We start from the raw sequence: 15,251 nt of genomic DNA, 5'->3' as shown, positions 1-15,251 counted from the left end.
AAACTCCTAGTATCTCGGATAAGGATAAAATTCTCCCTCTTCCAAGCCGACTTTTCCTTCTTCAAAGACTTCTTGGTTCCATTCCATGACAAATTCTTCTGCTTCTGGGTCTTCCAAAAAATCCATGAGGGCATCTAGTCCAACCTCGGCAGTATCTTTAAGGAATAGCGCAAAATAAGCTAAAAATTCACGAGAAAATCCTTTTTTAGGTAGGTAAGGAATGACCGTCAAATAGTCTTCTGCATTGACTGTTGATTTGGCAGGATTGTAAAAAAGCACTGCTTCTTCAAAGAGAATGTCGTCTGATGACACCTCCCCATCCTCATCCACCATCTCCACACCTGCAGCATTTTGCGCTTCCAATAGAAAACTCACTTCAACCGCGTGGTTGCGCTTGTCCCAACTAATCTCAAAGTCAAAGGGAAAATTCTTCTCCAACTCTTCCTCTAAAACATCTAAAAATCCATATGTTGCCATTTTGTCCTCTTTCTATGCGACTCTTAAATCGCCCCGATTGCTCGGAAATATGCTAAAATAGATACTACCATCTTACCACATATACATCAGAAAATCCACGTTAGAAAGGACTGCTATGCCAGACAATCTCGCGCTTCGCATGCGCCCTAAAACCATCGACCAGGTCATTGGTCAGGAGCATCTGGTTGGACCTGGAAAAATTATCCGCCGTATGGTGGAGGCCAACCGCCTGTCCTCCATGATTCTCTATGGACCTCCGGGAATCGGCAAGACCAGCATTGCCTCGGCCATCGCTGGGACTACTAAGTATGCCTTTCGAACTTTCAATGCTACAGTTGATAGTAAAAAGCGATTGCAAGAAATTGCGGAAGAGGCTAAATTCTCTGGTGGTCTCGTCCTATTACTAGACGAGATTCATAGACTAGATAAAACCAAGCAAGACTTCCTCTTGCCTCTCTTGGAAAGTGGACTAGTCATCATGATTGGGGCTACAACTGAAAATCCTTTCTTCTCTGTCACTCCTGCCATTCGTAGCCGTGTTCAAATTTTTGAGTTGGAACCTCTGTCTAACCAAGACGTCAAAGAGGCCCTGCAGATAGCTCTAAGTAACCCTGAGCGTGGTTTTGATTTCCCAGTAGAACTAGATGAGGATGCGCTGGATTTCATCGCGACCTCTACAAACGGAGACCTGCGCTCTGCCTTCAACTCACTGGACTTGGCGGTTCTTTCTACCCCTGAGAATGACGAGGGCATCCGCCATATCACGCTTGACATCATGGAAAATAGTCTTCAGAGAAGCTACATCACTATGGACAAGGATGGAGATGGACACTATGATGTTCTATCTGCCCTGCAAAAGTCTATCCGTGGCTCGGATGTAGATGCCAGTCTCCACTATGCTGCTCGCTTGATTGAGGCTGGAGATTTGCCTAGTCTCGCTCGTCGCTTGACCGTTATCGCCTATGAAGATATCGGTTTGGCCAATCCTGAAGCCCAGATTCACACCGTGACTGCTCTGGATGCTGCCCAGAAGATTGGGTTCCCAGAAGCCCGCATTCTCATTGCCAATGTCGTGATTGATTTGGCCCTTTCTCCAAAATCCAATTCAGCCTATGTAGCTATGGATAAGGCACTTGCTGACCTCAAAACATCAGGTCATTTGCCCATTCCACGACACCTGCGTGATGGGCACTACAGCGGAAGCAAGGAACTTGGAAATGCCCAAGACTATCTCTATCCACACAACTATCCTGGAAATTGGGTCAAGCAAGACTATCTGCCAGAAAAAATTCGTAATCATCACTATTTCCAAGCAAAAGATACTGGTAAATATGAACGGGCCTTGGCTCAAAGAAAGGAAGCCATCGACCGTTTGCGAAAAATCTGAAATCCTTTTCAAAAAATTGCACTTTCCTCTTGATTTTTTTTGAAAAAGTGGTATCATATAAACATAGAAACGCTGTGGTGTACGACTTCACACTTAAGTGTTGACCGACTATTTTTTGTATTATTAGGGAAACAAAAGTCTTCTAACAGCATGTAGGCCGTCTCACACGGAAACAGCTTCAGTTAGAGCGAGTTGCCCACCTGCTTAATTGCGCGGGTTCAATACAAACCGTGAAGTTTCGGCACCAATACAGCTTTTTTCTTTGCCTCCTTAGCTCAGCTGGCAGAGCAGCGGACTCTTAATCCGTGGGTCACAGGTTCGATCCCTGTAGGGGGCATCTAAATACAACAGGAAAAAGCCTTGTAAATCAAGGCTTTTTTTGCTTGTCTATAACTGATTTACCCCATCATTTGTCCCACATTTTAAATCTATCTTTTCTTTTTGAATCAAATTACATCTTTACAAATAGTGTAAAGCCAGTTACTTTTGCTTTGATTCCATACAATATTTTCATGTAGAGAAGACAAATTTTATCTTCTCTTTTTATTTTCAAAATAATAAAAACTGATTTTCTTTTCATAAATCAGACTGAAACTTCCAAATTTTCCATTTTGTTTATTGATATTTCCTCTAAAAAGGTGTATAATATTTTTATTATCAAACTATACTATACTATATAGGGGGTATTGAAATGAAATTTTCTAATCGTTTACTGCTATTCCTTGCAGGAGTTGTTTTTGTCCTTTTAGCACTCTTTCTATTTACAGACCCAGTAGCTAATCTTGTTGCTTACAGCTGGTGGATTGCATTTGGTTTACTGGTTGCTTCTATAGCAGCTATTTTAGGCTATTTCTCTGTACCAAAAGTGCTTCGCTCACCAGCTCATCTTTTCCAAGGGATTGTTAATCTTCTCTTGGCTCTTTACCTCGTTGCCTATGGCTTTGTGACGCTACCAGTTGTCATTCCAACTATTTTAGGAATTTGGTTAATTGTAGAAGCCATTATAGCTTTCTTTAAAGGCAATCGTCTGGGATTGATTTTCCCTATTATTGGCAACCATATCATGTGGATAGCGTTGCTTGCATTTTTACTAGGTCTAGTGATTTTGTTCAATCCAGTAGCTACAAGTGTCTTTGTCGTTTATGTCGTTGCCTTTGCATTTTTAATTGTTGGTTTCACCTATATCCTTGATGCCTTTCGTAAATAATCTAGCTGCCATTTTGGGCATATTAAAAAAGCTGGGAAGTTACATTCTCAGCTTTTTATTTGCCTTCTTAGATCAGTCGGTAGAGCAGTAGACTCTTAAGCTATGGGGCGCAGGTTCGAGCCTTGTAGGGGCATCTAAATCAACAGGAAAAATCCTTGGTTGCAAGGCTTTTTTTGACGTCCAATAGCTTTTTGTAGCAAAGTATTTAAAAATAAAAGAGAAGAGAATCTCTCACTCTCTTCTCAGTATATCTTATTAAATTTAGTTTTTCTTAATCTACCTGATTTTCCTTTGCGACGACAAATTCTTTAACCAGTCGATAGATAACAGCAAATACGGGGGTAAAGAATATCATTCCAAGTAGTCCGAAAAGATTCCCTCCAATACTAGCAGCCGCAAGCGTGAAAATAGCTGGCAAACCAATAGACTGACCTACAACTCTAGGATAAATAAGGTTTCCTTCAATCAGCTGTATAACTTGATATAGAAGAAGAGAAAGTAAGGCTTGAGTAGGACTCACTGTGAAGATAAAAATCGCTCCCACAACACAAGCAATCATAGGCCCTACATAAGGAATGAACGATAGCACTCCTGCAAAGATACCTGTCATTACTCCATAGGGTATCCCAAACACGCTGTAACCAACCGCTATCATAACTCCTATGATAACTGCTTCAATCAGCTGACTCATCAAAAATTGGTCATAAGTCTCTAGTGCTACTTGTCCAATGTAAGTCAACTTTATCACCACCTTCTCTGGAAGAAAAACTTTTAGAAGTCGACTCGTCATCGCTGCCAAATGTTCCTTACTGGATAAAAATGAAAAGGTGAAGACTATAATCAAAAAGGCATTCATCAAACTTGAAAAAATATTGCCGATATTACTAGTCAGACCTGATAAAAAACCTATCAAAGCTTGGCTAATAGAACTAGATTGTCCCTGTATGCCTGATACGATAGTTGACAACATGTCTTTGGTTACAAATTCCGAGCTGCCTAGCAATTTCCCAAGTTGAGTCAGGACTGTTGAAAGGACTGTTCCCAGCTGACTAATAGTCTGGGCTAGGGTTGGCAGCACCAAAACCAAAAGAGCAATCACGATTAAGATAAGAGCTAGGAAAACAAGTACCATGGCAATCGGACGACGCAACTCTGCCTTTACCTTCAATTTAACTAAGTACTGTTCAATTTTTTTCATAGGAACATTAAGAACAAAAGCAATAACAGCACCATAAATCAAGGTTGATATTACATCAAAGAGAGAGATTGCTCCTGATATAAAGCTCGATGCATTCAGAATTACAAGAGCAACCAGCCCTATAAAAAGTATTAACGGGGTGTATTTTTTTACTAAGTTCATAAATTCTCCTTAATAAACATGTTTAGATACGACTATACTATTTGGTTTTTCAAACTCTCGATTAAGGTAGGCTTGGTAAGTTCCTGGAGCGATAAATCCTTTGGGTGAGAGGATATCGGTGCCAGCCTGACCGACTATGGTATCAGCCAAGAGCACACAGTTTGTAGATAAGACAAAGTAGGATTTAAACTTAGATTTGATAAATTTATAAAGTTCCCCATCTGTCTCATGTCTGATTTTATAAGCGTAGGTGTAGTCTTCCTTACCATCACCTGTCATGATTTTATCTGCACTTGGCTCCCATGGAATCGTCAGTTGTTTCAATTCAGCCAACTTTTTCTGAACTGCTTTTTCCATTTCAGGCGTCAAATCTATCCCATAACCAAAAAGCGTTTTTTGACTCTCACGTTTACATAGGTCAATGTACTTGTCACGATCACAGAAATATAAGACACCATCTCCTACCATGCCAAATAAGGTCTCAGAAGACGGATCATAGTTGCCATAAGAAATAACACGGCCTTGATAGCAGATATCCACATGACCAATTGCCGAAAACAGAGAGGTCTCAGCTGTATGAACAAAAATTTCAAGCTCCGCTGTCTTACCAGACTTCACCATTCCAAGATGGATATCTTCTTCCTCATCAGCATTTTCCAGCATAAATTTGTTAACTTTTGCTAAAGTTCTTGCAGGGATGAGAGCGGCTAGGACAATAGGTAAGCTAATTCTAATACGACGTTTGAGATGGTTTTTCCCAATTTCCCCCTCAAACAAGAAACCATCACGGATATTGGACACACCATAAAGGAAAAAATAAGCCCCTAATACAAAGAGTTGAAAGACAGAATTTCCTGTAGAGGACAAAAGACTAGTCCCACCAAGAAAAACTAGTACGAGTCCATCTAGTAAGAGACGAAAACGAGGTCGAATTTTGTTTTTGCGGTAGAGAACATAGGTGACAAGGTTAATACTAGCATGAAAAATCTGATAAACTCCAATCACAAGAGCCAAAATATAAATCGGCACATCCGTCGCAAGATTGGAGCCAAGCAAATATCCCAGCACTAACAATTTAACCAGTGCAACTCCCAAGGTGTCCGTTGACTGACTTTTTTTGAAAATACGTAATACTAAATCTAAGACCGTTGCTATCCAAGCTAAAAACAGAACCAGTCGAATAACCTTTACTGGCAACCAAGTCCCCGTGACCATCAAGATGAGACCTAGCAGAACAAACAAGAACCCCTGAGCAAGTAATTTCTTACCTGTCAGACCTAAAGATAGAATTTTCGCCATATAAAAACCTTTCAACAATAAAAATTAAACACTCCGATTAAACTGACTAGTAAATAGCCAACACTACAAACAGCCTGTGCCAGCAACATATGGTGACTAGAAATGACTGTAGTAATGTCACCATCTTGTCTTATGCACTTCTAAAAATTGTTATATTGATTAGAAACCAGAGCTTATAAAAACTAGCTAAACTCGAGAGATAGACACAATTGCGACGAAAAAATGTATAACCAATTCAACTTGTTAAGGTAAGAAAGCATTATTTCCAATCTATTAATTATTCATCTATTACCTATTATGACACAATATTCCCTATAGTTCAACTTTTTACTTGTTTTTATATTACACGGACTAAAAAGTTTTCAACAGTTGATTGCATTTGTTTTAATAAGTTTTAACCTTTCTTGGTTAGATAAAAAAAGAATCATACAGTTTAGAATCTGTATGGTTTTTGCCCCACTTTTGTCCCATTTTTAAATCATGACATTGAAAATACCTAAAATCACTTATATTTCAATATTTTTAATTGCTCTCAATATGAAAGTCCTTTCCAAATCCCTGTAGGGGGCATCTAAATCAACAGGAAAAAGCCTTGATTTACAAGGCTTTTTTGCTTGTCTATAACTGATTTGCCCCACTTTTGTCCCATTTTTAAATCATGACATTGAAAATACCTAAAATCACTTATATTTCAATATTTTTAATTGCTCTCAATATGAAAGTCCTTTCCAAATCCCTGTAGGGGGCATCTAAATACAACAGGAAAAAGCCTTGATTTACAAGGCTTTTTTGTGTATCTGTTCTACTTTTGGTCAACTAATGGATATCAACGGTATAATTTTATGAACACCCTTCCCAGACAGCTCTAATCTGATTGCACTCAAAATTTTTTAAAATTTAAAACAAAAGACTTGCTTTTCTTTTAATTTATGTTATACTTGTTCTTGTATCTGATACAAGTTTATTAAGAGAGGGATTCATATGGATACAAAATTCTCAGTTGCTTTGCATATCTTAACAATGATTAGTGAAAGCAAGGAAACCTTAAGTTCTCAAGCACTAGCTATTAGTGTTGGGACTAACGCTAGTTACATTCGAAAAGTGATTGCCTTATTGAAAAATGCAGATTTGATTCATTCCCAGCAAGGAAAAACAGGTTATCAACTCAGTAAGTCTCCAAAGAAAATGACTTTACTAGAGATCTACTATGCTACTCAAGAAATCAATCACATTAGTTTATTCCCTGTTCATCAAAATAGCAATCCTGATTGCCCTGTTGGAAAACATATCCAAGGAGCAGTTTCACCGCTTTTCGCTAGTGCCGAATCTCAATTAGAGAAGGAATTAGCAAATCAAACTTTAGAAGATGTCATTGACAATCTATATAAACAAGCTAAACAAGTCCGAAACTGATTTGATAACAAGTCAGTTTTTACTGGAAATAACATATACTTGTATCAGATACAGGTATAAAATCATATAGAAAAAGAAAAGAGAAATCACATGAAAGCCGCACAACACACTACTTATAACAAAAACAATATCACACTGAACATCACAGAAATCGCTAAACCAAGTATTACAGACAAACAAGTCTTGGTGAAAGTCACCGCAGCCGGGGTTAATCCTCTCGATAACATGATCTCTCGTGGTGAGGTCAAGATGATTGTTCCTTACAAACTTCCTCAAACTGCAGGTAACGAAGTGGTTGGAATCGTTGAAAGCATTGGCAAGCAAGTTGACAACTTTCAGATAGGAGACCGTGTCTTTGGCCGTCTGCCACTTGATCATATCGGCGCCTTTGCAGAATACGTAGCTGTCGATAGCCAAGCCTTAGCCAAGGTTCCAGACTATCTATCAGACGAGGAAGCTGCTGCTGTTCCTCTTACTGCCTTGACTATCATGCAGGCTCTTGACCTCGTGGGCGCTCAAGCTGAGAAAACAATCTTTATTTCTGGTGGGACTGGTGGTGTCGGTGGAATGGCCATTCCAATTGCCAAAGCCAAAGGATTGAAAGTCATCACAAATGGAGCTGGAGATAGTGCTGAGCGTGTCTTGAAACTAGGAGCAGATAGATTTATCGATTACAAAACAGAGGATTATACAAAAACTGTTAGCCAGGTTGATTATGTCCTCGATACTCTCGGTGGAGCTGAAACTGAGAAACAAATGTCCATCATGAAAAAAGGTGGTCATCTTGTTTCCCTCCGTGCTATGCCAAACGGTGTTTTTGCCAAACGCATGAATCTACCAAAATGGAAACAGATTATTCTTGGCTTAGCAGGTCGCAAATTTGATAAGATGGCTAACAAATACGGTGTTCACTACCATTTTATCTTTGTAGAAAACAATGGTACTCAATTACAAGAGGTAGCTGACCTCTTTAGTAAATTAGACATCAAACCCTCTATCGATACAGTTTACCCATTTGAACAGGTAAATAGCGCATTAGACAAAGTCGCTAATGGTCGCTCACGTGGAAAAACAGTTCTCAGCTTTAAGAAATAAAAAGGAAAAAATCATGTCATATATTACAACTAAAAATCAATACATCACTTGGCAATAGATAAGTGGTTCGGAAAAGGTCTAACCAAACGTCAGCAGGCTTGCCAGTCCTAACCTACTATCTCATTGAGGTTACAAGTAAAGAGGAACTCCTCATCATTGACCAGCATACACGTGAAGTTGGGGCGCCGATCACATGGTTAAACTAAAGAGAGTTAGAATTTAGTGATCCAGATAGTATCCTAATCCGTATTCGCATATCCAACCAATGATCGGCAAGGGTTTCGATTCAATCTGTGACACATCCTGTTTCAAGTATTTTGATAAAGGATTAAAAGATCTTTCTTTTCAACTTCTGATGCTTGGTTCTGTATATATACTATTTAAAACAGGTCCCAAAATGAATGTAACTAGGATTTCTGCTAATGATAGATATGAAATTTTTTAATATTCAAAAAGACTCCACCTATCTAAAGGAAATCTACCCTAGAGATGGATGGAGTCTTCTTTCAATCACTAGTCTAATCGAATAAACATCATGGCATTTAACAAAGATATGAGTGAGACCGTGTTTATATTATTGGAATAGATGAGTCTCTTATTTTCAATCGGAGGAATAATAAAATTAGAAATGATGATATCATAAGGCGATTCTTCTAGAGATTCCTTTGATAATTCTAATTCAGTCCAAACTTCAAGTTCAAAATTGTTGCTGCAATAATAAGAAAGTGTTTCCGCTACTGATTTTGCATGATACTGATCAAAATTACTCATAACCAGAACCTTCAGCTTTGGCTGATTTTGTAGTAAATTAAGCACCAAATGTTTGGTATGAGTGATGAAGGTATAAGATAGATGATTTACCATCATTGAACTAGAACAAACCTCAAGAGTCTCTAAATAATGAGAAAGCTCTTTTTTTACATCTAAAACAAATTTAGGGAAAATATTTTGAAAATTCCTGATTGTATTCCCTTTTTGATCAAATAAAATAAACTCAGTGGACAACTCTTGACGATACAGATGTGCGGTATTATGCAGATGCCAAATCAGATTATCCTTATTCTCAATCTCAATCTGATACTTGACTGAAATCTGATCAATAAAATCACTCAATAGATGGTAAGATTTTTCAACATAGCTATCCTTTTTTACGCATTTCATAAAGAGACTTTCATCTATGAAAAACATTTTTTGAAAGTAAGACACAAATAATTGGCAAACAACTTCTTCATCTAAAGAGATATTGTATTCTGATTCAAAACTCTGAGCAACATCTTATATTCCTTCTGCCTGCATTAAAAAATCCAAACTTTGATCGTTAAAAGAGTCTTTATCTACTTCCATGAAATGACCAAACTTTATTCTATATAGGTTCGTAACTAGGAGCAACTTTAGCATTCTATGCGTTGACAAATTCATTGGAAAGCTTGTTTCCTTATAAACCAATTCTAACAATTGAGATAGGGGCTCTGATGAAAAATTTTCAAATGGCCATTCTAGGAAATAATATTTTTCTGAAAAATATTGTGCAAAAAAGTAACGAATGTCTCTCTCATTTCCAATGATTTGAACAGGGGTCAGACTGATTTCAAATTGAAATTGCCTTTTAATCACTTTATTGATTTGGCTAATAATACGATAGAGCGAAGATGAACTGATATAGAATTCTTTACAAATACTTTCAGCTTGACAGCCTTCATTAAAAAAGATAAATTCTAAAATCGAAAAATGAGTTGAATGCTTAAAGAAATGATGGTAAACCATTTCAATATCACTATCATCGGTATTAATAATGCGTATACCATTAGTAGAAGAATGAAAAATCAAGTCAGGAAAAGCAGATTTAACATGGGATAGATCATCTTTGACTGCACGTTCTGTACAATTTAATAACTCTGCTAGTTCAGAACGATGAAACCATCGTTTATGTTCAAATAATAATTCTAATAATTCTAATTGCCTATGACTTTTTTAGATAATAAATCTCTCATGAATGTCTTTCTCTTTTTATAAATTATCGGATTTCACCTCTTGCAATTATACCACAATGAATAGGTATAGCATGCTATAACGACTTTTACTAAGATCCTTTATCTCGTATAATAACACTACGGAGGCAATATATAAACAATTTTCTTATTTTACCGTCTATTAAGTGCGTGAATACAGAATCAAATTCAAGTCGAAAGATTATATTTTTATTTAAAAAAATAGCATAAAAATCTAGTTATCCGCATAAAAACTGGACTTATCACACTTTATCAAGGTCAAAACCACTCAATTTACTACTAATTTACTACTTATGAATGAGCTTTGATACGACGATTTATCCTTGAAAAGTGAAGATATAAAGATACTTCCAATAAAATTTGAATATTTAATAGGTAGACACTTCAAAAAATGAGGTGTCTATTTTTTTACCCGATTTTGAAAGGAAGTGAACTTATGAAAACAAAAAATCAAGAATCAAAAGGTCGTTCCCCACTCTTTAAGACCATCAAACATTCATTCAGCCAATAAAAAAGAAAGGATAGGTAAAAATATGGAACTTAAATTTGTGATTCCCAACATGGAAAAAACATTCGGCAATTTAGAATTTGCTGGCGAGGATAAAGTCGTTCAGCGAAGAATCAACGGACGGCTAACTGTCTTATCAAGAAGCTATAATCTCTATTCTGATGTTCAAAGAGCAGATGATATTGTGGTGGTGCTTCCTGCTGAAGCTGGCGAAAAACATTTCGGCTTTGAGGAACGTGTGAAGTTAGTCAATCCACGTATTACCGCAGAGGGCTACAAAATCGGCACTCGTGGTTTTACAAATTACCTTTTACATGCTGACGACATGATAAAAGAATAAAGAAAGAGAGGAAAAATGATGAGATTAGCAAATGGCATTGTATTAGATAAAGACACGACTTTTGGAGAATTGAAATTCTCTGCTCTACGTCGTGAAGTGAGAATCCAAAATGAAGACGGGTCGGTTTCAGATGAAATCAAGGAACGTACCTATGACTTAAAATCCAAAGGACAAGGACGCATGATTCAAGTAAGTATTCCTGCCAGCGTGCCTTTGAAAGAGTTTGATTATAACGCACGGGTGGAACTTATCAATCCCATTGCGGACACCGTTGCTACTGCCACCTATCAAGGAGCAGATGTTGACTGGTATATCAAGGCAGACGATATTGTGCTGACAAAGGATTCTAGTTCATTCAAAGCTCAACCACAAGCAAAGAAAGAACCGACACAAGACAAATAGTCGCTAGGTAGAAAGGAGACTTTTTCGCATGAAACAGCGTGGTAAAAGGATTCGCCCATCTGGTAAAGATTTAGTCTTTCATTTTACGATAGCGTCACTCCTGCCTGTTTTCCTGCTGGTTGTCGGACTGTTTCATGTGAAGACAATCCAGCAGATCAACTGGCAGGATTTTAACCTATCACAAGCAGATAAGATTGACATTCCCTATTTAATTATCAGTTTCAGTGTCGCAATTCTTATCTGCTTGCTGGTAGCGTTTGTATTCAAACGGGTTCGCTATGATACGGTTAAACAACTTTACCACCGTCAAAAACTGGCAAAGATGATACTTGAAAACAAGTGGTATGAATCTGAACAGGTCAAAACAGAGGGTTTCTTTAAAGATAGTGCTGGTCGTACAAAGGAAAAGATAACCTACTTCCCTAAAATGTATTATCGACTTAAAAATGGCTTGATACAGATACGGGTGGAAATCACGCTGGGAAAATATCAAGACCAACTCTTACACTTGGAAAAGAAATTAGAGAGTGGCTTGTACTGTGAGCTGACGGATAAAGAGTTAAAGGATTCCTATGTGGAATATACTTTGCTCTATGACACCATAGCCAGTCGTATTTCTATTGATGAAGTAGAAGCTAAAGATGGTAAACTTCGCTTAATGAAAAACGTATGGTGGGAATATGATAAGCTCCCTCATATGTTGATTGCTGGTGGTACAGGTGGCGGTAAAACTTACTTTATACTGACACTGATTGAAGCCTTGCTTCATACAGATTCAAAACTGTATATTCTTGACCCGAAAAATGCTGACCTTGCGGACTTAGGTTCTGTGATGGCAAATGTCTACTATAGAAAAGAAGACTTGCTTTCTTGCATTGAAACATTCTATGAAGAAATGATGAAACGTAGTGAGGAAATGAAGCAGATGAAGAACTATAAGACTGGCAAAAATTATGCTTACTTAGGTCTCCCGGCACACTTCTTAATCTTTGATGAATACGTCGCTTTCATGGAAATGCTGGGAACAAAAGAAAACACCGCAGTTATGAATAAGCTGAAACAGATTGTCATGTTAGGTCGTCAAGCTGGCTTCTTTCTAATACTGGCTTGTCAACGTCCAGACGCAAAATATTTAGGCGACGGAATCCGTGATCAGTTTAATTTCAGAGTGGCTTTAGGTCGTATGTCTGAAATGGGCTATGGCATGATGTTTGGCAGTGACGTACAAAAGGATTTCTTCTTAAAGCGAATCAAAGGTCGTGGCTATGTTGATGTAGGAACAAGTGTCATATCAGAGTTTTATACTCCCCTTGTACCAAAAGGATATGATTTCTTGGAGGAAATTAAAAAGTTATCCAACAGCAGACAGTCCACGCAGGCGACGTGCGAAGCGGAAGTCGCAGGTGTGGACTGATCTTGCTGGCTGGTGTGGCAATAGCCACGCCAGCACTTAACCCCCCGTATCTAACAGGGGGGTACAAATCGACAGGAAACAGTCAAAAAAACATTAGAAAATCCTTTGGTTACAAGGGATTTACAAAATTTCAGCGTATGTCAAATGGGCTTTAAAAGTTGACATACGCCTTTTTGATTGGAGGGATTTTTACTGAATGAACAAACTTGGTTACAGCATTTAAAAGAAAAACGCTTGGCTTATGGACTATCTCAAAACCGTTTAGCTGTTGCGACTGGTATTACAAGGCAGTATCTAAGCGATATTGAAACAGGAAAAGTCAAGCCATCAGAGGATTTACAGCAGTCCCTTTGGGAAGCTCTGGAACGCTTCAATCCCGACGCTCCCCTTGAAATGCTGTTTGATTATGTAAGGATTCGCTTTCCGACAACAGACGTACAGCAGGTGGTCGAAAACATCTTACAACTGAAACTGTCCTATTTTCTTCATGAGGACTATGGTTTCTATTCTTATTCAGAGCATTATGCTTTAGGCGACATATTCGTCCTTTGCTCCCATGAACTGGACAAAGGAGTTCTGGTGGAATTGAAAGGTCGTGGGTGCAGACAATTTGAAAGCTATCTTCTGGCACAACAAAGAAGCTGGTATGAGTTCTTTATGGACGTTTTGGTGGCTGGCGGTGTGATGAAACGCCTTGACCTTGCCATTAACGATAAGACAGGGATTTTGAATATCCCTGTACTCACTGAAAAGTGCCAACAGGAAGAATGTATCTCCGTCTTCCGCAGTTTTAAAAGCTATCGCAGTGGCGAACTGGTACGCAAAGAGGAAAAGGAATGTATGGGAAACACCCTCTATATCGGTTCATTACAAAGTGAAGTTTATTTCTGTATCTATGAAAAGGACTACGAGCAGTACAAGAAAAATGATATTCCCATTGAAGACGCAGAAGTAAAAAACCGTTTTGAGATTCGATTGAAAAATGAGCGTGCCTATTATGCAGTCCGTGATTTACTCGTCTATGACAATCCAGAGCATACCGCCTTTAAAATTATCAATCGGTATATCCGTTTTGTAGATAAAGACGATTCCAAACCTCGTTCTGATTGGAAACTGAATGAAGAATGGGCTTGGTTTATTGGGAACAATCGTGAACGATTAAAACTAACCACAAAACCAGAGCCTTACTCCTTCCAAAGGACGCTGAACTGGCTATCTCATCAAGTTGCCCCGACCTTAAAGGTTGCGATTAAACTTGATGAAATCAACCAGACGCAGGTTGTAAAAGACATTCTCGACCATGCGAAACTGACAGACCGACACAAGCAGATTTTGAAGCAACAGTCAGTAAAAGAACAGGACGTGATAACAACAAAAAAATAACTCAAATACAAATTCATTGAATATAGAGAGGAGAACATTTTTATGAATTTTGGACAAAACCTTTATAACTGGTTTCTATCAAACGCTCAATCACTGGTGCTTTTAGCAATCGTTGTGATTGGCTTGTATCTTGGCTTCAAGCGTGAGTTTAGCAAACTGATTGGCTTTTTAATTATTGCGATTATTGCGGTTGGCTTAGTCTTCAACGCTGCTGGAGTAAAAGACATTTTACTAGAGCTATTCAATCGCATTATTGGTGCTTAAATAAAACCGTTCTTTTGTGGAATATAAGTGGTTTTCTTATGTTCCGCAAAGGAATGGTACACCAAACGAAGTGCGGTAGGGATTTTTGAATCTCTACAAAGAAAGGACGTGAATATATGGACGATATGCAAGTCTATATTGCGAATTTAGGCAAATACAATGAGGGCGAATTGGTCGGTGCGTGGTTTACCTTTCCCATTGACTTTGAGGAAGTCAAAGAGAAAATCGGCTTGAATGATGAATATGAGGAATACGCCATTCATGACTACGAGTTACCCTTTACGGTTGACGAATACACTTCCATTGGCGAACTCAATCGACTATGGGAAATGGTATCGGAATTACCCGAAGAATTACAATCGGAGCTATCTGCTCTGCTCACTCATTTTTCAAGCATTGAAGAACTAAGCGAACATCAAGAGGATATTATCATTCATTCCGATTGTGATGATATGTATGACGTGGCACGCTACTACATTGAAGAAACGGGTGCTTTAGGCGAAGTACCAGCTAGTCTTCAAAACTATATTGATTATCAAGCCTATGGTCGGGATTTAGACCTTTCAGGAACGTTTATCTCAACCAATCATGGGATTTTTGAAATCGTCTATTAAATCTGTCGGTACATTACTACTGGCAGATTTTCTATTTTACGGGGTGGCTCAATCAGCTACCCCTATTTTTTATGAAAGG

At 38.2% G+C, this 15,251-nt stretch carries 15 protein-coding genes, 1 tRNA gene and 1 pseudogene; 13 read left to right on the top strand and 4 right to left on the bottom strand.

Features of this window, described 5'->3' with window-relative positions; all coding sequences use genetic code 11:
- Positions 1-6: 6 nt before the first annotated feature.
- Positions 7-477, bottom strand: a complete 471-nt coding sequence (locus O3616_RS04065) for a DUF3013 family protein (RefSeq protein WP_049531867.1) — start codon at positions 475-477, stop codon at positions 7-9.
- Positions 478-592: 115 nt separating this feature from the next.
- Between O3616_RS04065 and O3616_RS04060 the strand changes: the two genes are divergently transcribed.
- The 3 genes from O3616_RS04060 to O3616_RS04050 all read left to right on the top strand — a co-directional run bounded on the left by O3616_RS04060 (position 593) and on the right by O3616_RS04050 (position 3,071).
- Positions 593-1,864, top strand: a complete 1,272-nt coding sequence (locus O3616_RS04060; RefSeq protein ID WP_371638160.1) for a replication-associated recombination protein A — start codon at positions 593-595, stop codon at positions 1,862-1,864.
- Between the two features lie 264 nt (positions 1,865-2,128).
- Positions 2,129-2,201: transfer RNA gene (locus O3616_RS04055), tRNA-Lys, on the top strand.
- Between the two features lie 354 nt (positions 2,202-2,555).
- Entirely contained in the window at positions 2,556-3,071 is a 516-nt protein-coding gene (locus O3616_RS04050) for a DUF308 domain-containing protein (RefSeq protein WP_020900386.1), read from the top strand.
- 271 nt (positions 3,072-3,342) lie between these two features.
- Here O3616_RS04050 and O3616_RS04045 read toward each other — a convergent pair whose 3' ends face one another.
- Positions 3,343-4,431, bottom strand: coding sequence for an AI-2E family transporter (locus O3616_RS04045; protein ID WP_070657341.1), 1,089 nt, complete (start codon positions 4,429-4,431; stop codon positions 3,343-3,345).
- Positions 4,432-4,440: 9 nt separating this feature from the next.
- Positions 4,441-5,730, bottom strand: coding sequence for a membrane protein (locus O3616_RS04040; protein WP_020900385.1), 1,290 nt, complete (start codon positions 5,728-5,730; stop codon positions 4,441-4,443).
- A gap of 981 nt (positions 5,731-6,711) precedes the next feature.
- Between O3616_RS04040 and O3616_RS04035 the strand changes: the two genes are divergently transcribed.
- The 3 genes from O3616_RS04035 to O3616_RS04025 all read left to right on the top strand — a co-directional run bounded on the left by O3616_RS04035 (position 6,712) and on the right by O3616_RS04025 (position 8,444).
- Complete coding sequence (locus tag O3616_RS04035; protein ID WP_000379854.1) at positions 6,712-7,143, top strand: Rrf2 family transcriptional regulator; 432 nt, start codon at positions 6,712-6,714, stop codon at positions 7,141-7,143.
- Between the two features lie 90 nt (positions 7,144-7,233).
- Positions 7,234-8,238 (top strand): NADP-dependent oxidoreductase, encoded by a 1,005-nt coding sequence (locus O3616_RS04030; RefSeq protein ID WP_371638159.1) that lies wholly within the window; start codon positions 7,234-7,236, stop codon positions 8,236-8,238.
- Between the two features lie 62 nt (positions 8,239-8,300).
- A complete protein-coding gene (locus O3616_RS04025; RefSeq protein WP_371638158.1) occupies positions 8,301-8,444 on the top strand; it encodes a hypothetical protein in 144 nt (47 codons plus the stop codon).
- A gap of 307 nt (positions 8,445-8,751) precedes the next feature.
- Here the strand turns inward: O3616_RS04025 and mgaSpn are convergent.
- A pseudogene (gene mgaSpn, locus O3616_RS04020) lies at positions 8,752-10,229 on the bottom strand (virulence factor transcriptional regulator MgaSpn).
- Positions 10,230-10,780: 551 nt separating this feature from the next.
- On the opposite strand from mgaSpn, the gene O3616_RS04015 reads away from it, so the two are divergent.
- From O3616_RS04015 to O3616_RS03985, 7 genes are all read left to right on the top strand, one after another.
- Positions 10,781-11,095 (top strand): YdcP family protein, encoded by a 315-nt coding sequence (locus O3616_RS04015; RefSeq protein WP_000420682.1) that lies wholly within the window; start codon positions 10,781-10,783, stop codon positions 11,093-11,095.
- Positions 11,096-11,110: 15 nt separating this feature from the next.
- A complete protein-coding gene (locus O3616_RS04010) occupies positions 11,111-11,497 on the top strand; it encodes a YdcP family protein (protein ID WP_000985015.1) in 387 nt (128 codons plus the stop codon).
- A gap of 28 nt (positions 11,498-11,525) precedes the next feature.
- Positions 11,526-12,911 (top strand): FtsK/SpoIIIE domain-containing protein, encoded by a 1,386-nt coding sequence (locus O3616_RS04005; RefSeq protein ID WP_000813488.1) that lies wholly within the window; start codon positions 11,526-11,528, stop codon positions 12,909-12,911.
- 2 nt (positions 12,912-12,913) lie between these two features.
- Complete coding sequence (locus O3616_RS04000) at positions 12,914-13,066, top strand: hypothetical protein (protein ID WP_000879507.1); 153 nt, start codon at positions 12,914-12,916, stop codon at positions 13,064-13,066.
- A 22-nt stretch (positions 13,067-13,088) separates the two neighbouring features.
- Positions 13,089-14,294 carry a MobT family relaxase gene (gene mobT / locus O3616_RS03995; RefSeq protein WP_000398284.1) on the top strand — a complete coding sequence of 402 codons (1,206 nt, stop codon included), beginning with the start codon at positions 13,089-13,091 and terminating at the stop codon, positions 14,292-14,294.
- 42 nt (positions 14,295-14,336) lie between these two features.
- Positions 14,337-14,558 (top strand): hypothetical protein, encoded by a 222-nt coding sequence (locus tag O3616_RS03990; protein WP_001009056.1) that lies wholly within the window; start codon positions 14,337-14,339, stop codon positions 14,556-14,558.
- A 116-nt stretch (positions 14,559-14,674) separates the two neighbouring features.
- Entirely contained in the window at positions 14,675-15,172 is a 498-nt protein-coding gene (locus O3616_RS03985; RefSeq protein WP_000342539.1) for an antirestriction protein ArdA, read from the top strand.
- The last annotated feature ends 79 nt before the right edge of the window (positions 15,173-15,251 follow it).

Source organism: Streptococcus sp. 27098_8_86 (assembly GCF_041432595.1).
In the GTDB taxonomy this organism is placed as follows: Bacteria; Bacillota; Bacilli; order Lactobacillales; family Streptococcaceae; genus Streptococcus; species Streptococcus pneumoniae_F.
Note: the sequence above shows the minus strand (reverse complement) of the source record. Positions and strands in the feature narration are given on the sequence as shown.